19 protein-coding genes and 1 tRNA gene are annotated in these 17,092 nt (G+C 41.9%); 10 read left to right on the top strand and 10 right to left on the bottom strand.

Translation table 11 applies throughout. The annotated features are described in order from the left end of the window. Nucleotides 1-193: 193 nt before the first annotated feature. The 4 genes from Xets_RS01620 to mutY form a co-directional block, all read right to left on the bottom strand. Nucleotides 194-269: transfer RNA gene (locus Xets_RS01620), tRNA-Phe, on the bottom strand. A 169-nt stretch (nucleotides 270-438) separates the two neighbouring features. Then, nucleotides 439-1,512 (bottom strand): membrane-bound lytic murein transglycosylase MltC, encoded by a 1,074-nt coding sequence (gene mltC, locus Xets_RS01615; RefSeq protein WP_187651093.1) that lies wholly within the window; start codon nucleotides 1,510-1,512, stop codon nucleotides 439-441. A 111-nt stretch (nucleotides 1,513-1,623) separates the two neighbouring features. Further along, the gene (locus Xets_RS01610) at nucleotides 1,624-1,896 is read right to left on the bottom strand and encodes an oxidative damage protection protein (RefSeq protein WP_099131003.1); all 273 of its coding nucleotides are present in this window, start codon (nucleotides 1,894-1,896) and stop codon (nucleotides 1,624-1,626) included. A 34-nt stretch (nucleotides 1,897-1,930) separates the two neighbouring features. Beyond that, a complete protein-coding gene (gene mutY, locus Xets_RS01605; RefSeq protein ID WP_187651092.1) occupies nucleotides 1,931-2,971 on the bottom strand; it encodes an A/G-specific adenine glycosylase in 1,041 nt (346 codons plus the stop codon). Between the two features lie 245 nt (nucleotides 2,972-3,216). Here mutY and trmB point away from each other — a divergent pair, with 245 nt between their 5' ends. From trmB to Xets_RS01570, 7 genes are all read left to right on the top strand, one after another. Further along, nucleotides 3,217-3,936, top strand: coding sequence for a tRNA (guanosine(46)-N7)-methyltransferase TrmB (gene trmB, locus Xets_RS01600; RefSeq protein ID WP_187651091.1), 720 nt, complete (start codon nucleotides 3,217-3,219; stop codon nucleotides 3,934-3,936). Continuing rightward, nucleotides 3,936-4,262, top strand: a complete 327-nt coding sequence (locus tag Xets_RS01595) for a YggL family protein (protein WP_099131006.1) — start codon at nucleotides 3,936-3,938, stop codon at nucleotides 4,260-4,262. Before trmB ends, Xets_RS01595 begins: the two co-directional genes overlap by 1 nt. 46 nt (nucleotides 4,263-4,308) lie before the next feature. Beyond that, entirely contained in the window at nucleotides 4,309-5,280 is a 972-nt protein-coding gene (gene glsB, locus Xets_RS01590) for a glutaminase B (protein WP_099131007.1), read from the top strand. A 36-nt stretch (nucleotides 5,281-5,316) separates the two neighbouring features. Then, nucleotides 5,317-6,054, top strand: a complete 738-nt coding sequence (locus Xets_RS01585) for a DUF2884 family protein (protein WP_099131008.1) — start codon at nucleotides 5,317-5,319, stop codon at nucleotides 6,052-6,054. 128 nt (nucleotides 6,055-6,182) lie between these two features. Continuing rightward, nucleotides 6,183-7,127, top strand: coding sequence for a siderophore ABC transporter substrate-binding protein (locus Xets_RS01580; protein WP_187651090.1), 945 nt, complete (start codon nucleotides 6,183-6,185; stop codon nucleotides 7,125-7,127). A gap of 217 nt (nucleotides 7,128-7,344) precedes the next feature. Beyond that, nucleotides 7,345-7,830, top strand: coding sequence for a YbhB/YbcL family Raf kinase inhibitor-like protein (locus Xets_RS01575; RefSeq protein WP_099131010.1), 486 nt, complete (start codon nucleotides 7,345-7,347; stop codon nucleotides 7,828-7,830). Between the two features lie 41 nt (nucleotides 7,831-7,871). Further along, nucleotides 7,872-8,651, top strand: a complete 780-nt coding sequence (locus Xets_RS01570) for an L-threonylcarbamoyladenylate synthase (RefSeq protein WP_099131011.1) — start codon at nucleotides 7,872-7,874, stop codon at nucleotides 8,649-8,651. 87 nt (nucleotides 8,652-8,738) lie between these two features. On the opposite strand, the gene Xets_RS01565 is transcribed toward Xets_RS01570, so the two are convergent. Continuing rightward, on the bottom strand, nucleotides 8,739-9,656 hold the full coding sequence (locus tag Xets_RS01565; protein WP_099131012.1) for a LysR family transcriptional regulator: 918 nt from the start codon (nucleotides 9,654-9,656) through the stop codon (nucleotides 8,739-8,741). A gap of 223 nt (nucleotides 9,657-9,879) precedes the next feature. Here Xets_RS01565 and Xets_RS01560 point away from each other — a divergent pair, with 223 nt between their 5' ends. The 3 genes from Xets_RS01560 to Xets_RS01550 all read left to right on the top strand — a co-directional run bounded on the left by Xets_RS01560 (nucleotide 9,880) and on the right by Xets_RS01550 (nucleotide 12,923). Then, the gene (locus tag Xets_RS01560; protein ID WP_187651089.1) at nucleotides 9,880-11,178 is read left to right on the top strand and encodes an aconitase/3-isopropylmalate dehydratase large subunit family protein; all 1,299 of its coding nucleotides are present in this window, start codon (nucleotides 9,880-9,882) and stop codon (nucleotides 11,176-11,178) included. Continuing rightward, on the top strand, nucleotides 11,175-11,726 hold the full coding sequence (locus Xets_RS01555; protein WP_099131014.1) for a 3-isopropylmalate dehydratase: 552 nt from the start codon (nucleotides 11,175-11,177) through the stop codon (nucleotides 11,724-11,726). The genes Xets_RS01560 and Xets_RS01555 overlap by 4 nt, the downstream gene beginning before the upstream one ends. 189 nt (nucleotides 11,727-11,915) lie before the next feature. Further along, on the top strand, nucleotides 11,916-12,923 hold the full coding sequence (locus Xets_RS01550) for a taurine catabolism dioxygenase TauD (protein ID WP_099131015.1): 1,008 nt from the start codon (nucleotides 11,916-11,918) through the stop codon (nucleotides 12,921-12,923). Nucleotides 12,924-13,113: 190 nt separating this feature from the next. Here Xets_RS01550 and hemW read toward each other — a convergent pair whose 3' ends face one another. The 5 genes from hemW to Xets_RS01525 form a co-directional block, all read right to left on the bottom strand. Continuing rightward, the gene (hemW, locus tag Xets_RS01545) at nucleotides 13,114-14,244 is read right to left on the bottom strand and encodes a radical SAM family heme chaperone HemW (RefSeq protein WP_187651088.1); all 1,131 of its coding nucleotides are present in this window, start codon (nucleotides 14,242-14,244) and stop codon (nucleotides 13,114-13,116) included. Next, nucleotides 14,237-14,830 carry an XTP/dITP diphosphatase gene (locus Xets_RS01540; RefSeq protein ID WP_099131207.1) on the bottom strand — a complete coding sequence of 198 codons (594 nt, stop codon included), beginning with the start codon at nucleotides 14,828-14,830 and terminating at the stop codon, nucleotides 14,237-14,239. Before Xets_RS01540 ends, hemW begins: the two co-directional genes overlap by 8 nt. Before the next feature lie 65 nt (nucleotides 14,831-14,895). Continuing rightward, on the bottom strand, nucleotides 14,896-15,459 hold the full coding sequence (locus Xets_RS01535; protein ID WP_187651087.1) for a YggT family protein: 564 nt from the start codon (nucleotides 15,457-15,459) through the stop codon (nucleotides 14,896-14,898). Nucleotides 15,460-15,491: 32 nt separating this feature from the next. Beyond that, entirely contained in the window at nucleotides 15,492-16,313 is an 822-nt protein-coding gene (proC, locus tag Xets_RS01530; protein ID WP_187651086.1) for a pyrroline-5-carboxylate reductase, read from the bottom strand. A 65-nt stretch (nucleotides 16,314-16,378) separates the two neighbouring features. After that, nucleotides 16,379-17,074 carry a YggS family pyridoxal phosphate-dependent enzyme gene (locus tag Xets_RS01525; protein ID WP_099131019.1) on the bottom strand — a complete coding sequence of 232 codons (696 nt, stop codon included), beginning with the start codon at nucleotides 17,072-17,074 and terminating at the stop codon, nucleotides 16,379-16,381. Nucleotides 17,075-17,092: the final 18 nt, after the last annotated feature.

Genomic DNA, 17,092 nt, shown 5'->3' with positions numbered 1-17,092 from the left:
CGAATTGCTAGAAAACTTCTTTCTCACACGTTGGGTATTTTTGCCAATTTTAAACAAGGTAAAAGTCAACGCGACTGGCTTCAACAAGCCAACGTTATAAGATGTTAAAGTCGAGCATCGCGTGAAATAGTATTAATTTTGCAGGATTTACTAAGAATTGTTTGACTGGGCTGGACTTCACTGGAAGTTGAAGTGGTGCCCGGAGGCGGAATCGAACCACCGACACGGGGATTTTCAATCCCCTGCTCTACCGACTGAGCTATCCGGGCTAACGGGGCGCATTAAACCGTATTCAGCCCAATCCGTCAAACACTTTCTGCATAAATTTATTTATGTGCTTTTAATTCACACAATAAGCTATAAATATAAACAAAACGGAGAAGCAATTGCTTCTCCGTTTTGTTATTTCTCTACTATCCGTTGCTAATTTGTTATCAACTATCTTCGATAGCTTTTCTGTGCATTGTTCACTTTTATCAAATAGCGACGTGATTCAGCAGCAGGGTGTTTATTGGTTAGAGTTGCATAAATATCACCAGGTTCCATTGAATTGATGATTTGAACCGCTTTCTTTTTATCATTGGAGAATACGCGTAATACACTGCCTGCACCGCCATTGTAAGCAGTGATAACGGCATATCGACGTGAAGTTGCGTTTTTGATTTCCCCTAAGTATGTATTTTGCAATATTGATAGATAGGCAGTACCGGCATCAATATTGTTTTCAGGATCGAAGAGATAATTGCGGCTAGGCTGGCCTGACTTTCCTTGCATCTTGAAAACATCTCGTCCGGCGGTGTGTTGCATTACCTGCATAAGGCCCAAGGCATCAGAACGGCTGACGGCATAAGGGTTAAAACTGGATTCAGTCTGCATGATGGCAAGGATCAGGGATTCATCAACGCCATATTTTATGGATGCTTTGCGAACGATAGGAAGATATTTATGAGCGCGTTTATCCAAATGGTTAGGAACCAACTGTATGGTGACTGACCAAATGATGTGTAATCCCGATTGACGTTTTTGCAATTTATTTTGGATCAGATAATTGGCAAAATGACGTGCGCGCCACTCCCAGCGAATGGGTTCACCAGTGTTATCCAGAACCTGTCCATATAGAAAGGGTTCTTTGCTGATCTGAATATCGTTGGCGTCGGAATAAAGATCGATAGTTCCAGGATCATCTCCCATCAGCAAAGTCGTAACGATCGCTTTGCGTAAATGTTCAGTGGGTTCAATTGGGGAAATGGTTTCAATCGTAATATTTCCCGTCTCAAAATTGATATGGCTACGGGTCTTATATTGATCTGTATATTTAACGTAATCTTTTGGGCCTGCGATTAAAACTTCCTGTAATCCCCAAATATTTTCAATATTATGGGCAAATTGTCCCATCAAAATATCGAATCCATTGGTGTCTTTTATATATTCTTCTCTGTATTCAACGTCTTTTTTGCCAGAACAGGAAATTAGAAGTGGAGCAAGGAGGATCAGAGCCAGCAGTCTTTTCATTTTACAATGCCGTTGGATATTAATGCTGTTGGATATTCAGGTTTTAATCAATGTTTAGAGCCATACAAAATGGCTCTTATTATGTCAATCTATACGAATAGCGTAGTAATATTATTTTTCTGGAGGTGTATAACCGTCGATTTTAATGTCATGTCCTTCAAACAGGAATTTAACCATCTCTTGTTCAAGCAGTTTGCGATCTTCTGGATTCATGGTATTGAGTTTTTTTTCATTAATCAGCATGGTTTGTTTACTCATCCATTGTTGCCATGCTTCTTTCGAAATCTCATTGAAAATACGCTTGCCCAATTCCCCTGGATAGAGCTGAAAATCTTGACCTTCCGCTTCTCGTTGTAAAAAAGTGCAAAAAATAGTTCTGCTCATAATTAATCCTCAAATCCTCAAAATAGTGGGCAACTTAACCCAATTGTTGCAAAAGGTACTCAATGGGAGCTGCCAATCCAATAGTTGCTGGCTGACGTAAGTTATACCAAAGTCCCTTACTTTCATCCATGCAGGAATCAAAAGCTAAGATATCGATCTTAATAGGAACGATATCTAAATGAAAATGGCTGAATGTGTGGCGAAATGCTGTCAGTTGTTCAAGTTTGCTGTGTGAGATACCTGAATTTTTTAGCCATTGTTCCAGTGATATTTGATCAGTAAATTGCGGGAAAGCAAACAATCCCCCCCAAATACCAGAAAGTGGGCGCTGCTCTAGCCAGACCATATCGCCATGTTGCATTAATAAAAAGTAGGCTGTTTTTTCAGGAATGCTTTGTTTTGGTTTTTTCCCCGGATAGTTTGCCCAACTGTGATTGGCGTAAGCGATACAACCCGTATTAAGTGGACAAATCTCACATTTTGGTTTGCTGCGGGTGCAGACTATAGCGCCCAAGTCCATCATCGCCTGATTAAAATATTCGACACCTTGTTTGGGCGTTACGCGTGTGCTGATATCCCATAACTGGTTTTCAACCTCTTTTTTCCCCGGCCAGCCGTCAACAGTGTAGCAACGAGCCAAAACACGTTTCACGTTACCATCAAGGATCGGGTAATGCTTACCTTGGGACAATGAAAGAATGGCTCCGGCAGTTGAACGTCCTACACCGGGCAGGGCAACAACATCATCAAAGGTTGTTGGAAATTTACCCTTGTGCAATGTCACGATCTGTTGTGCGGCTTTATGTAAGTTACGGGCACGGGCGTAATATCCTAAGCCAGTCCATAAGTGGAGAACCTCATCCAGTGGGGCAGCAGCCAAAGAGGTAACATCAGGAAAACGTGAAATAAATTTTTGGAAATAAGGAATGACCGTCGCAACTTGAGTTTGTTGCAGCATCACCTCTGAAAGCCAGACGTGATAGGATGTTTTTTCCAACTGCCACGGCAGGGTTTTGCGGCCGTAGCGGTGATACCACTCAAGTACCACTTGTGAAAATTGCTCAGCTTCCATCATTAGAATAATTGTCTTTATATCTGGTAATTGTTTCGTGAGCGGGATTGCAACATAGTGTAACCTCAGTGTAAACCCGAACTTTGTTTCGAAGCATTACGCAAACATAGCATTAAAGTTGTGCTTATGGACACTGAACTTGATAAACTCAGCCATCTTTGCATAATTGCGCTCTCTTTGGGCAATCCTGCGGTACATAAAGTCCCAGACGCCTGAAAAAATGTCTTTAGAAACTGACAAAAAGTACCATGATAAATAATGTAATTTCACCGGAATATGATGAAAATGGCAGGGCATTGCGCCGTGTCCGCAGTTTTGTGCGTCGGCAGGGGCGGTTAACGAGTCGCCAGCAACAAGCACTTGATAATGTGTGGCCAAGGATGGGAGTGGACTATCAGACAGAATTGTCCAATATGGAAGAGATCTTTGGTCGTGAAGCACCTGTTGTGTTGGAAATCGGTTTTGGTATGGGCGCATCATTGGTCACAATGGCAAGCGAAAATCCAGAGAGAAACTTTTTGGGAATCGAAGTTCATGCGCCGGGAGTTGGGGCTTGTTTGGCATTCGCAGAAGATGAAAATCTCAGTAATCTGCGAGTGATGTGCCATGATGCTATCGAAGTATTGAATAACATGATCCCAGATCAGAGCCTGGCAATGGTTCAGCTTTTCTTCCCTGATCCGTGGCATAAAGCGCGCCATAACAAACGTAGAATTGTGCAGCCTGAATTCGCTCAATTAATTAAAAGTAAACTGAAAATTGGTGGTGTCTTCCATATGGCGACCGACTGGCAGCCATATGCAGAGCATATGCTGGAGGTGATGAGCACAGCAGAAGGGTATCACAACTTATCGGGAAACGGTGATTATGTGCCACGTCCTGAGTCGCGCCCGGTCACAAAATTTGAGACGCGTGGTCAGCGGTTAGGTCATGGTGTATGGGATCTAATGTTTGAGAGGGTAAAATAATGGCTAAAAACCGTAGTCGTCGTCTGCGTAAAAAATTGCGTATTGATGAGTTTCAGGAATTGGGTTTTTCAGTAAAGTGGAACTTTCCGGCTGATACATCCGTTGAGGTTGTCGATAGCACAGTTGATGCCTTGATTGAAGAACTGATCGAGCCAAATGGCCTTGCTCTGGATGCCAGCGGTTATTTGCAATGGGAAGGTATTGTCTGCCTGCAAAAAATCGGCAAATGTACGGAAGAACATCGCCAATTGGTTGAGAGTTGGCTGAAAGATCGCGGTATGGAAGACGTTATCACATCAGAATTGTTTGATGTGTGGTGGGATTGATTCGCTGTTGCATAAGAAAAAGCGTATTACGTAAAAATAGCGCTGTATGCAGGGGCTCGTTAGGGGCCCCTGTTTGTCTGGAGAAAAAGTGGTGAAGGTAAGGTTCTCTAATTCGTTGTTGGCAGATATCTTAGAAGAAGTACGCCCTTTGATTGGTCAAGGAAGAGTAGCAGATTACATTCCTGCTCTGGCGGAAATTCCGGCAAATAATTTGGCGATGGCCATTTGTACGGTAGATGGGCAAGTTTTTAAAGCGGGAGATGCGGAAAAGCGCTTCTCCATCCAATCCATTTCTAAAGTGTTGAGCTTAACATTAGCGATGACACGTTATAAGGAAGAGGATATCTGGCAACGGGTGGGTACGGAACCTTCGGGACAGCCGTTTAACTCATTGGTACAGTTGGAGTTGGAAAAGGGAATTCCCCGCAATCCTTTTATTAATGCGGGAGCATTGATTATTTGCGATATGCTGCAATCTCGCTTGAGCGCACCTAAACATCGAATGCTGGAGTTTGTTCGTAGCCTCACAGGACAAAAAAATATTTCTTATGATGATATCGTTGCCCGTTCAGAAATGGAGCATTCCAGCCGCAATGCCGCGATAGCTTACCTGATGAAATCATTCGGTAATTTTGGGAATGATGTTATCACCGTTCTGCAAACATACTTCCAATACTGCGCCTTGAAAATGAATTGTGTTGAATTAGCTCAATGTTTTATTTATTTAGCCAACCAAGGACGAATGATGGATTCCGGTCAACAAATTTTGAGCCTTCGACAAACTCGTCAGATTAATGCACTTATGTTGACATGTGGTATGTACGATGGTTCTGGCGAGTTTGCTTTCAGGATCGGTATGCCAGGGAAATCGGGTGTTGGTGGTGGCATTATCTGTGTGGTTCCGGGAGAATTCACTGTTGCGGTATGGTCGCCTGAACTGGATAAATCCGGCAACTCATTGGCAGGTTGCGCAGCACTGGAAAAATTAGCAGGGCGTATTGGACGTTCTATCTTTTAATCTGTCTGTGTTTAACCTTAGAAATCAGGAGAATGTATGCTACGCAGGATCACGATTGCTGCATCATTATTATTTGCGTCTCAAGCCATTGTCACTCAGGCACAGGCGAGTTCTGAATGTCATGCGACACTTAATGATGACATTATTGTCACACCAAATTCTGTCCAAATTACAGGAGCGAGTGGAAACCTGAAAATATTGTCTGATGGTTCCATAACCAGAGAGGGTAAGGTGTTATCGCTGAATACAGAACAACGTAGTAAAGCTCAGCAATATCAACAGACGATCCGTCAGGATTTACCTTGGGTTAAGAAAGAAGCGCTAAGTCATTTGACGAATGCGCGCCAGTCACTGGATAAAGTGGTGGTCGAAACAATGGGTAAGGAAAGTAATATCCGTAACCGTTTATCTCAATTGGAATCTGGCCTCATTAAACAAATCGATAAAGTGATTGAAACCCGTGCTAATGGTTTTGCCTTTAATGCTCAGGCTGTCAAACAGGTAGAACCTGAAGGCCGGAAACTCATTGAACAGAGCCTTGGTGGTATTTTGCAGGATAGTATTAACGAAATGAGCCGTAAAAATAGTGACCAAAATGGTGACGGCAAACAAATGATAATGTCTCTTCTCGGTGGGTTAGGCGGCATGCAAAATGGTTTTGATGCAGAATGGAAAAAGCAGGAACAAGAATTAAAGCGTTTAAAAGCGGAAGTATGTAGCAAAGCCAGTCAATTAGAACAACAGCGCATTAGTCTTATGAATGAGATTAAGTAAAATAGGTTGTTTACCCTACAAGTAAATAAGAATCAATATGAAATTGATTCTTATTTTGTTGACATATTAATGTTGCCACCTAGAATGCAAGCCACCTCTTATTAATAGACTTAATTTAGGTGTAACGAATGAAAAAAATCTTGTCAATTGTTATTGCATCACTGCTTTCTGCTATCAGTTACTCTGCATTCAGCCAATCACCAGAATTAGTTACGCCAAATTCAGTGACAGCTCAGTCTGGTGATTATGCCACGGTGAAACATATTTCCGGCGAAACCCAGGTTAAAAAGAATCCAAAACGGGTGGTTTTATTCGATTTCGGAACTTACGATTCAATGGCGAAACTGGGATTGTCTGATCGAGTGATTGCATTACCCATTAATAATTTACCTGAATATGTGCGTAATAGTGTGTCTACAACTATGCACAATGCCGGGGGAATGAAAGAGCCGAATTTGGAAAAATTAGCGGAAATTAAACCAGATTTAATTGTCATTACCGGACGTCAAGGTGCTTTTTATGATCGTCTGTCACAAATAGCACCAACCATTAATTTAAGCACGGACAATAAAAACTATCTGTCATCCGTTGATAGTAATCTTAAATTGTTGGGTGAGTTATTCAATAAGCAGGATATCGTGAAAGCGCAATTTGCTGATTTGGAAAAAACGATTGCATCCGCTGAGGAAAAAGCAAAAGCAGCAAACAGTAAGGTATTAGTATTACTGCATAATGCGGGTGAGTTATATCCTAATAATCAGGTTATTGTTTACAATGTGATTAAAGCGCCTCGTGCTGTATTGCCGGTTACATCGGATAAAGACAAAAGTCGAATTGTGACGGCGGATATGATTGCACAAGCTAACCCTGATGTGATCTTGATTATCGACCGTAGTGAAGCAATTGGTGCAGGTAAATTAGAAAAAGATCAGTTTGAAAATGATCAAGTCAAATCAACTAATGCCTATCAAAATGGGAAGATAGTGTATTTACAGTCTGATCTCTGGTACTTGTCTGGCGGTGGTTTAGATAGCATGACGCGACAAATCAAAGCGGTTGCTGATGCATTATAATTTCATCACGTTGTAATTTCACAAATTAAAATTCTTTTTCTCTGAAGTTACCCTGAAGTCTGAATAGTGAGATTTCGGGGTATTTTTGACTCACTTATTACCCCTAACCCGTTATTGTTCCTAAATTGAAACAATCAAGCAAAATCATAACCTGGCCTTGCGGTACAGAAAATCTACGTTAGGATATTTCAAAAGGCATCCAATGGGGGACATAAGCATGATTATTAGTTCAACTGAATTTAAGAATAGTGATTTCTTGAAAAAAGAGCATGAATTTAATCAATTTGATGGCAATGGTGATAACCGTTCCCCCGAACTTGCTTGGGCGGACGTACCAGCCGGAACCAAAAGTTTTGCGATTACTGTCTATGATCCTGATGCACCAACGGGTAGTGGCTTCTGGCACTGGGTCGCTTTTGATATTCCCGTTGTAACACAATCCTTACCTGCAAATGCAGGGCAAAGTGATGGTAGCAAATTACCAACCGGTACAATTCAGAGCAGAAATGATTATGGCCTGTTTGGTTTCGGTGGTTGTTGTCCACCTGTGGGAGATAAAGCCCATCGCTATGTTTTCACTGTACATGCCTTATCGGTAGAGAAACTGGGAATTGATGCTGAAACAACAAATGCCGTTGCGCGTTTTATGATCCAGGCCAATACCTTGGCAACAGCTTCTATTACCGGCTACTACCAGCGTTAACCGAATCAATAATTCTTCCGTTTCCAGTAAGGGGTATCAATATGAGCAGCAAAAAAATTCAATGGAACTATGGGTTACAGCCGGAAGCGGTAGAGATCCTCGCTAATGATGGAGGCATGATCGTCTGCCCAACCAAAGTTGGCTACATTATCATGACATCTGATGCGCAAGGTCTGGAGCGTAAATTTGAGGCTAAGCTGCGTAATCGCAACAAGCCTGGTGTTGTTTTATGTGGTTCTTTGGAACAATTGAAAGAGTTGGCTCAGCTTAACGCGGAAATTGAAGAACTTTATCAAAGACATTGGGATGAAGACGTATTATTAGGTTGTATCTTGCCGTGGAAAGAAGAAGCGATAGCCCGTATTCCAGATGATGGTTCTAAAGAACTGATGATGGATCAACGTGGTACGAGCTGTTTCGTCATTAAATTTGGCAAACCCGGCGAAATCCTGGCAAAAGAACTGTGGGAAAAATATGGTAAGTTCTCTTTTGCCAGCTCGGCTAACCCATCAGGTAAGGGAAATCGCGGGCTGGTTGAATGTATCGGTGAGAGGATAGAAGAGCGGGCCGATCTGATTATCTGCGCTAATGACTATGTCAAATCTATCCAGCCAAATGAAACTGAGCAAACTCGTTATGAACAAGGTGTGATGGTTTCAATGGTAGATGAAAATGGTAAATTAGTTCCGCTGCAACAGGGGCAACGCGATATTACTCCATGTCCGGTATTAATCCGAAAAGGGTTGGATGTACATAAAATCATGGCAATGATGTCCGACACTTTCACTACCTGGGATTACCGTCACGGCAATTACTATTAATTATTGTTGATTAATAGTAATGGCTATTGATACCTCTGACAGATAATATCTTTGGCGGGTGCTGTTGTACCCGCTTGATATCTGTAGTTATGCTTTTTTTCCTTTCTCCAAATCTTGCCTTAGCTTGCGTTGCAAAGAGCTTGCAAATTTTTGTACACGCGAAGATAGCGTATTTTCTGATTTAAATAGTATCCATGCCTGATAAATATCCATGCTCCATTCTGGGAGAAGTCGTACTAATTTCCCTTCTGCCACGGCTTCATGAGTAACATAATCGGGGAGATAGGCAATACCCGCTCCTGACAGAGCGGAACTCATTAACGCCACACTGTTATTGATGCGAAATCGGCTGCGTACTTCAATATCCAGCTTATTTCTTTCCTTACGGAATGGCAGGGAAATCGTATGTGCAGGGCCACGAAATAGCAGATAATCGTAACGAGGAAGATCTTCAGGTTTCTCTATTGGAGAAAATGGGTTTATATAGTCTGGGGTTGCGTAAAGTCCCCAGGTGATATCAATTAAAGGCATAACAAGTGGATATTGTGGCGTTTCACGCCCTATGATGATGGCAATATCGCATTGGTCTTCTTCCATATTAATTGTTCTGTCGGTCAGTTCCAAATCGACACTGATATGAATATTACTGGCGATAAAGTGATTCAGGGCGGGAACAATACATTGGCTGCCAAAGGATACCGGCGCAATCAAGCGTAAGCTTCCCATCGGTTCTTCATGGAAATTACGTATAAAATGTTCAGCATTTTGGGCTTCGGTAAGGATCCGATGGCAGTATTGGTAATAACTCATCCCAACTTCTGTTACTTGAATTTTACGTGTAGTGCGGTTGAGTAATTGGGTGCCTAATCTTACTTCTAATTGTGCAATCTCGCGGCTGACAGAAGACTTGGATAGCCTTAACGATCTTGCTGCTTCAGTAAAACTCAGCGTCTCTACAACACGGGCAAAGACCACCATTGAGGTAAGATTCTCAATATTATTCATGCAATAACCTGATGATTTACTCGTAGGAACCAGCCTATAACATATCACATATCCTATAGTGATATGTCAGATTCAATGGGTAAGAATTTCCCATTTTGTGGACAACTGTTCCATAATGGAAACAGTGAATCATACGATGGTATTTCCCTACGTTAAGGAGTCGTAATCTTGTTAGGATGACAGTCTATTGAGTCTGTTTTTATCTTTCGGAGGGCAATGTGAGATGAGCCAAACTATTACACAAAAAATTCTTGCACGGGCAAGTGGGCGTGCGCAAGTCACTCCGGGTGAAGTGGTTTGGGCGAAAGTGGATATTCTGATGTCTCACGATCCCTGCACGCCAGGTGTAGCCAGCGTATTTAAAAAGGAGTTTGGGCAAGATGCAAAGATATGGGATCCTGAACGCTTTATTTTAATTCCAGACCATTTTGTCTATTCGGCTGACTCACAAGCTAACCAGAATATTCGGGTGATGCGTGAATTTGCCGCTGAACAGAACATAAAATATTTTTATGATGTTGGGACACCCAATTATAAAGGTGTGTGCCATATAGGGCTTGCAGAGGGAGGACATATTCGCCCGGGTGAAGTGTTACTGGGCACAGATTCTCATACTGTAACTGCGGGGGCTTTTGGTGCATTTGCCATTGGGTTAGGGATTACTGACGCAGCTTATGCATTAGGTACGGGAGAAATTCCTCTTAAGGTGCCAACAACCATTAGGGTCAATTTTACCGGAACCAAGCCAGCCCATGTTTTGGCTAAGGACATGATTTTATCTGTATTGTCAGAGTTAACTGTCGATGGTGCAACCTATCAGGCTATAGAGTTTGGTGGTAACGTTATTGATGAGTTATCAGTAGAAGAGCGCATGACGATTTGCAATATGGTCGTTGAGTGTGGAGCTAAAAATGGCATTATGGTTCCCAATCAGGCGACTCTGGATTATTTAGCAGAAAGAAATAATCTCCCGTTTGAAATTGTCTACCCTGACGAGGATGCACAATATAGCCGTGTGTTAAATATTGATGTTTCCACGATGCAGCCAAAGATTGCCAAACCCCATTCTCCGGATAATGTCGTTTCCATTGAGCAGGTAGCCAATGTTGCCATTTCTCAGGCATATATTGGTTCTTGTACCGGGGGCAAGCTGGAGGATTTTGTTGCGGCAGCCCGCGTTATCAAAGGGCATAAAGTGATAATTCCAACTTATGCAGTACCTGCAACAAAAGAAGTTTTCCATAGAACGATTACGACCCAAATCGATGGCGTTTCTGTCTACCAGATTTTAAGCGATGCGGGAGTGAAACTTTCTTCTGAATCAGGGTGTGCCGCTTGTTGTGGTGGCCCGCCAGATACTTTTGGCCGCGTCAATGATCCAATATCAGTCATATCCACCACCAATCGCAATTTTGTCGGCAGAATGGGGCATAAACGCGCCAATATTTATCTCGCTTCTCCTTATTCTGTTGCCGCGGCTGCTATTACTGGTCAAATAACAAATCCTAAGGAGTTTTTATGAGTGAGTTAAAGGAAAGTATCATTCGGGGTGAGGTTTATGTATTGACCGATAATATTGATACTGACCAGATTCTTTCAGCGGAATATCTCAAGGTCAATCCTTCTACTCCTGAAGGATACGCTCAACTGGCTTCGCTGGCGATGTGTGGATTACCGGAAGGTTCACTGCCTTTTATTGATGAATGCAAGGGAAAAGCGAAATACCCGATCATTGTGGCAGGGCAGAATTTTGGTTGTGGATCTTCACGTGAACATGCTGTGGCAGCCTTAGGTGCTTCAGGGGTGAAAGCGGTGCTTGCTCAATCTTATGCCCGTATATTCTTTCGAAATTGTGTATCAACTGGCCAGTTATTGCCCGTTGCAGCCCAAGAGCGCTTGTGTGACCAATTAGTCACGGGAGACAGTATTGAGATTGATATTGAAAACCAGACCGTCATTCTGTTGAAAAATGGTGAAAAATATCAAACCGATCCTATTGGTGAACTTGCCAATATTGTCTCTGCCGGAGGGCTATTTTCTTACGCCCGTGCTTCAGGCAGAATAAGATGATATTGAAAACAGCCATCTTTTCTTAATAGATGGCTGTTTAATTTAGAAAAATTCTGGTGATAATTTTATTCTCTCTTGATTTATTTTTCCTTTTATAAATTTTAATGTGATTAATTCACTTAAGATTTTTATAAGATATTGTTGGTAGTATAATGACATGTTTGGAATAATATTATTTGGAGGTTTAAAATGATTAGTGTTTACAAATTTGACAGGTTGGAAAACAAAGATATTTTTAATGCTCTTGATATAATTAATGTTAATCCTTATGAAAATTATATTAATTTTAAGCATGAAGTTAGCAATCTTATTTTGTTGGGAAAAGTACCAAAGAAATTTGTAGAAGTATGTCATAAAATAAAAGATGAAAGACGACTATATGGTATTAATGCACAGCTATTGAAAAATCTTCCTATTGATAGAGTTATTCCTGAATTCGATCAGGAAGACCCTGTGAATGATAAATACAGGAAGAAAACAACATTTATTGGAGAAAGCCTGTTAGAACTTTTCTCACAGTTAACTGATTCTCCTCTACTGGCTTACCAGACACGCAATAACGGTGATTTCTTTCATGATGTCTACGCCCATAAGAAATATTCTAATACACAAACGCAAAAAACTGATGGTGAACTCTATTTCCACAATGATCGTACCGCGCATCCTGTGAGAGCGGATTTTCTTAGTTTACTTGGTATGCGTTGTAGTGAACGAAATTTGATTTATACAGGTTATCTTGATGGCAAGGATATACTTTCTTACCTAAAGCCAGAATCGCAGCACTGGTTACGTCAACCTTGGTATATGACTCCTTATGACGAATATTCAAGAGACTCTAACAAAAAACAAATTTACTCTGAAAAGCATATCATTCTTGAGAACATACATACTTTTCGTTACTACGATACCCGTACTACCTATTTATTAGATGCCCCTAAAGAAGCTATTGAGGCTCTTCTTGAATTGAAAATTGCTATCACTAAAGCAAAAAAGGAACATATTTCTATTAATAGCGGAGATTTATTTTCTTTTGCAAATCAGGATTCACTGCATAATCGTGAAATTATCAAGGTTGTTGATAAAAATGCTGCGGAAAAGCGTTGGTTACTTAAAACATATAGTTTCAGAAATGAAGAGTGTTTAAATAAATATAGAGAATATTTTCATCCAGAAATATCTGGTCTTGTTCAGGAATAATTATAATGTTTTCTAATATGAAATATTACCTTTATCTGGTAATGCTGTTTGATTAAGAGAGAACTAAGTAATGTGGGTAACTATGTGCACTGGTTAAAATATAGCTCTAAAAACAATATTCCCTCAGATTCTAACCAATAAAACTGCACCTTTTAATTTTTAGGTGCAGTTTATTTATAAGTTTATTTCTTCAAAGAAACAGCTCTAGTAAGGAATTCAGGAATAGTTTTCCGTGCTTGGTGATTTGCCAGTGTGTATCGCTTTCAGTGATATAGTCTTTCGTCAGTGCTTCGTCAATTTGTGGACGAATGACACTTTCCGATAATCCGGTGAAATCACTGAAATCCTGGCGTGGCATCGATTCCAGCAAGCGAAAACGGTTCATGAAAAATTCAAATGGACGATCTCCATTATCCACCTGATTTTGCTGATCCAGATAATTCCCTTGCATATAACCGCGTGGATGTTTGGTTTTTACCGTACGGAGAATACGGCCATCTGCAAACGAAATTTTGCCATGTGCTCCGCAACCAATCCCCAAATAATCACCGAAACGCCAGTAATTGAGATTATGCTGGCATTGATAACCGGGTTTGGCATAGGCCGAAGTTTCATATTGTTGATAACCCGCCTCTGTCAGTAATTGATGGCCTTGGGAAAAAATATCCCATAACGCATCATCATCCGGTAAGACCGGAGGGCGAGAACCGAAACTGGTATTGGGTTCAATCGTTAGTTGATACCAGGACAGGTGGGGGGGCGATAACTCAATAGCCTGACGTAAATCATTCAATGCTTCATTGAGTGTTTGGTTAGGCAGGCCATGCATCAAATCCAGATTGAAACTGCGTAATCCAAGCCCGTTAGCCAATTTAGCTGCCCGTTTGGCCTCTTCCGGGCCGTGGATACGCCCTAAACGGATAAGTTTATCTGAACCAAAACTTTGTACACCGATAGAAATGCGATTGATTCCCGCTTGCTGATAAGCACTGAAACGAGCAGCTTCAACGGTTCCCGGATTGGCTTCCATTGTAATCTCTGCTTGCGGAGAGAGTGGCAGTGAAGCCCTGACCCCATCAAGCAATCGTTGCATACCTTCGGCGCTTAACAGACTAGGGGTTCCTCCACCGATAAAAATCGTTGATACCTCACGATCACCAATCATTGGTAGATCCACATGCAAATCTGCCAATAGATGATCAACATATTCCTGATGCGGTACATCCCCTTTTAAGGCATGTGAATTAAAGTCACAATAAGGGCATTTCTGCACGCACCACGGAATATGAATATAAAGACTCAGAGGTGGCAACTTAAGCATTACGCATGGCTTCCAATAACATTGCTAATGCTTTCCCACGGTGTGAAATGGCATTTTTTTGCTCACGAGTTAGCTCGGCGGCTGTACAGTTAAATTCAGGAGCATAAAAAACGGGATCATAACCAAAACCGCCTTTTCCAGCCGGTTCACGGGTAATCATGCCTGACCAGCGACCGTGATATACCAGAGGGGTAGGATCTTCTGCATGGCGTAGGAAGACCAGTACACAATTGAATTGAGCCTGACGCTGTTCATCAGGAACATCGCGCATGACTTGCAATAATTTTTCCAGGTTCTCCTGATCGGAGGCATTACTGCCTGCATAGCGAGCGGAATAAATACCTGGTGCACCACCTAATGCGTCAACCGATAACCCAGAATCGTCGGCAATCGCAGGTAAACCGGTCACTGCTGCGGCATGGCGAGCTTTGATGATTGCGTTTTCAATAAAAGTGAGACCTGTTTCATCGGCTGAATCCACACCTAATGCGGTTTGAGCCACGATATCTAAGCCAAAATCAGCTAATAAATCAGCCAATTCACGTACTTTACCTGCATTTCCCGTGGCGAGAACAACTTTTTGCATTGCCATTTATTTTATTAACCTGTATATCCAATTAATCTATGTATCTAATTGATCTGTTTATCTAATTAACTTGCGAACATTGAAGCCAGCCACCCCATTACATCGTAGCGCAGGGCATTCAGTGCGTAGAGAATAAGAATGACAATCATGGCAGAGAAATCAAGGCCGCCCATAGAAGGGATAATGCGGCGGATAGGTGCCATTAGTGGTTCAGTTAATTGAATCAGGACATAATCCACAGGGTTGCGTCCTTGGCTGATCCAGCTTAATAACGCGCGGGCGATCACTAACCAGAATACGAGCTTTCCGGCAGCAGTCAGTAACTCAATCACGCTAAACAAGAATATGGCACCAGAAGGGACTAAAAATTGCCCTGTGGCTAACCATATCGGCAACAAGATCTTGATAATAATCAGCAGGTAGGAGAGAAGTACGGACGCGGTATCAATGGGACCAATGGCAGGAATGACTCTGCGTAATGGGCGTACCACAGGTTGGGTAATTTTAACGATAAATTGTGAGAATGGATTATAAAAATCACAACGTGCCCACTGCATCCAGACACGCAGTAGTAAAACGGCAATATATAAATCCAGAACGGTGAAAAAGACGAAGTTTAAGAATTGCATGTAGCAGCCCTGATTGAATTAAACCAATTGAATTAAAATAATTTTTCCATTTCCTGTGCTCGGCGAATGGCTCCTTGCATGGCATTGGACACAATTTCAGGCAGCTTGCCTTCATAAAAAATGCGCAATGCTTCAGCCGTTGTACCGCCTTTAGATGTTACCTGCTCACGCAGGATAGCAAAAGGAAGATCTTTTTGCGTTTCAGCAAGTTTAGCTGAACCTATGGCTGCTTGCAGGACAAGTTCTCTGGCCGTTTCACTGTCAAATCCCAGACGTTCCGCTTCTTGTTGCATCGATTCCATGAACAGGAAGAAATAAGCAGGGGCACTGCCTGCGATGGCGATAATATCGTTGATACCGTTTTCATCATTTACCCAGCTGACTTTCCCGACACTACTCATTAGCGATGCTGCAAAGTCGCGATCAGTTTGCCCGATATGCTCAGGCGCAAACAATCCACTCATCCCTTGCCCTACAAGCGAAGGGGTATTTGGCATAATGCGGATAATATTGAGATTATCCTGCAAGAGCGTATAAAAACGGGACACTGGAATACCAGCAGCAATAGAAATAACCAGTTTTCCACTGAAATCGACGTATGAGTGCAGTGATCCACAAACTTCTGCCATCATTTGCGGTTTAACCGCCAGAACGATGACATCGGCTTCTTGTGCGTAACGAATATTATCGCCTTGACTATTAATGCCATATTCTTTTGCCAGCACATCACGGCGGGCGGTAGTTGGAGAACAGACAGTGATAAGTTCGGCAGGATAACCTTTGCTGACTAAGCCGGCAATAATGGCATGAGCCATATTTCCTGCGCCAATAAAGGTGATTTTACGATTTTCCATTAGATAATCTCGTCTATTAATCAGTTAATTTAAGGTATTGAATCAGGTGATTTTCATTTTCTATATTAAGACTTGTACTGACGGGCACCGAATATTGCCATTCCAATCCGAACTAGTGTAGAACCACAAGTAATAGCGGCTTCCATATCATCCGTCATGCCCATTGATAGTGTATCAGCTTGGGGATATTGCGCTTTTAGCTTAATCAATGCTTGTTCCATTTGGCGAAAAATGGCAATTTGGCGTTCAAAGTTGTTTTCCGGTGCAGGTATTGCCATCAATCCGCGCAATACCAGATTAGGCAATCCATTAATAGTTGCAGCCAATTCGGTTAACTCTTCCAACAAAATGCCTGATTTGCTCTCTTCTCCACTGATATTAATCTGGATCAGAATATTAAGAGGCGGCATGTTTTCAGGACGTTGCTCGCTTAAACGTTGGGCGATTTTTACTCTGTCAACGGTATGACACCAATCAAAATTTTCTGCAACCAAACGACTCTTGTTCGATTGTAATGGGCCAATAAAGTGCCACACTAAATCGTCACGGTTAGTAAAGTATTGGATCTTTTCAACCCCTTCCTGCACGTAATTCTCACCAAATTCCCGCTGGCCATTGGCTATGGCTTCTGCGATGGCATCCACAGGTTTGGTTTTACTGACTGCAAGCAAAGTAATTTCTTCTGAAGAACGTCCGCATTTTTGCGCTGCAAGTGTCATGCGGTTCCTGACATCGTGAAGATTTTGTTCGATATTGTTCATAATTGACTCAGGAGATAA

Source organism: Xenorhabdus sp. TS4, from assembly GCF_014467265.1.
GTDB classification, from domain to species: domain Bacteria; phylum Pseudomonadota; class Gammaproteobacteria; order Enterobacterales; family Enterobacteriaceae; genus Xenorhabdus; species Xenorhabdus ehlersii.
Note: the sequence above shows the minus strand (reverse complement) of the source record. Positions and strands in the feature narration are given on the sequence as shown.

Coding starts and splice junctions, on each gene's coding strand:
- Xets_RS01540 (WP_099131207.1), bottom strand. CDS start 14,830: ATGCAAAAAGTTGTTCTCGCCACGGGAAATGCAGGTAAAGTACGTGAA.
- glsB (WP_099131007.1), top strand. CDS start 4,309: ATGCAGGGGCTCGTTAGGGGCCCCTGTTTGTCTGGAGAAAAAGTGGTG.
- mutY (WP_187651092.1), bottom strand. CDS start 2,971: ATGATGGAAGCTGAGCAATTTTCACAAGTGGTACTTGAGTGGTATCAC.
- Xets_RS01580 (WP_187651090.1), top strand. CDS start 6,183: ATGAAAAAAATCTTGTCAATTGTTATTGCATCACTGCTTTCTGCTATC.
- hemW (WP_187651088.1), bottom strand. CDS start 14,244: ATGCTTAAGTTGCCACCTCTGAGTCTTTATATTCATATTCCGTGGTGC.
- Xets_RS01525 (WP_099131019.1), bottom strand. CDS start 17,074: ATGAACAATATCGAACAAAATCTTCACGATGTCAGGAACCGCATGACA.
- Xets_RS01570 (WP_099131011.1), top strand. CDS start 7,872: ATGAGCAGCAAAAAAATTCAATGGAACTATGGGTTACAGCCGGAAGCG.
- Xets_RS01535 (WP_187651087.1), bottom strand. CDS start 15,459: ATGCAATTCTTAAACTTCGTCTTTTTCACCGTTCTGGATTTATATATT.
- Xets_RS01585 (WP_099131008.1), top strand. CDS start 5,317: ATGCTACGCAGGATCACGATTGCTGCATCATTATTATTTGCGTCTCAA.
- Xets_RS01610 (WP_099131003.1), bottom strand. CDS start 1,896: ATGAGCAGAACTATTTTTTGCACTTTTTTACAACGAGAAGCGGAAGGT.
- proC (WP_187651086.1), bottom strand. CDS start 16,313: ATGGAAAATCGTAAAATCACCTTTATTGGCGCAGGAAATATGGCTCAT.
- Xets_RS01575 (WP_099131010.1), top strand. CDS start 7,345: ATGATTATTAGTTCAACTGAATTTAAGAATAGTGATTTCTTGAAAAAA.
- mltC (WP_187651093.1), bottom strand. CDS start 1,512: ATGAAAAGACTGCTGGCTCTGATCCTCCTTGCTCCACTTCTAATTTCC.
- Xets_RS01565 (WP_099131012.1), bottom strand. CDS start 9,656: ATGAATAATATTGAGAATCTTACCTCAATGGTGGTCTTTGCCCGTGTT.
- Xets_RS01560 (WP_187651089.1), top strand. CDS start 9,880: ATGAGCCAAACTATTACACAAAAAATTCTTGCACGGGCAAGTGGGCGT.
- Xets_RS01595 (WP_099131006.1), top strand. CDS start 3,936: ATGGCTAAAAACCGTAGTCGTCGTCTGCGTAAAAAATTGCGTATTGAT.
- Xets_RS01555 (WP_099131014.1), top strand. CDS start 11,175: ATGAGTGAGTTAAAGGAAAGTATCATTCGGGGTGAGGTTTATGTATTG.
- Xets_RS01550 (WP_099131015.1), top strand. CDS start 11,916: ATGATTAGTGTTTACAAATTTGACAGGTTGGAAAACAAAGATATTTTT.
- trmB (WP_187651091.1), top strand. CDS start 3,217: ATGATAAATAATGTAATTTCACCGGAATATGATGAAAATGGCAGGGCA.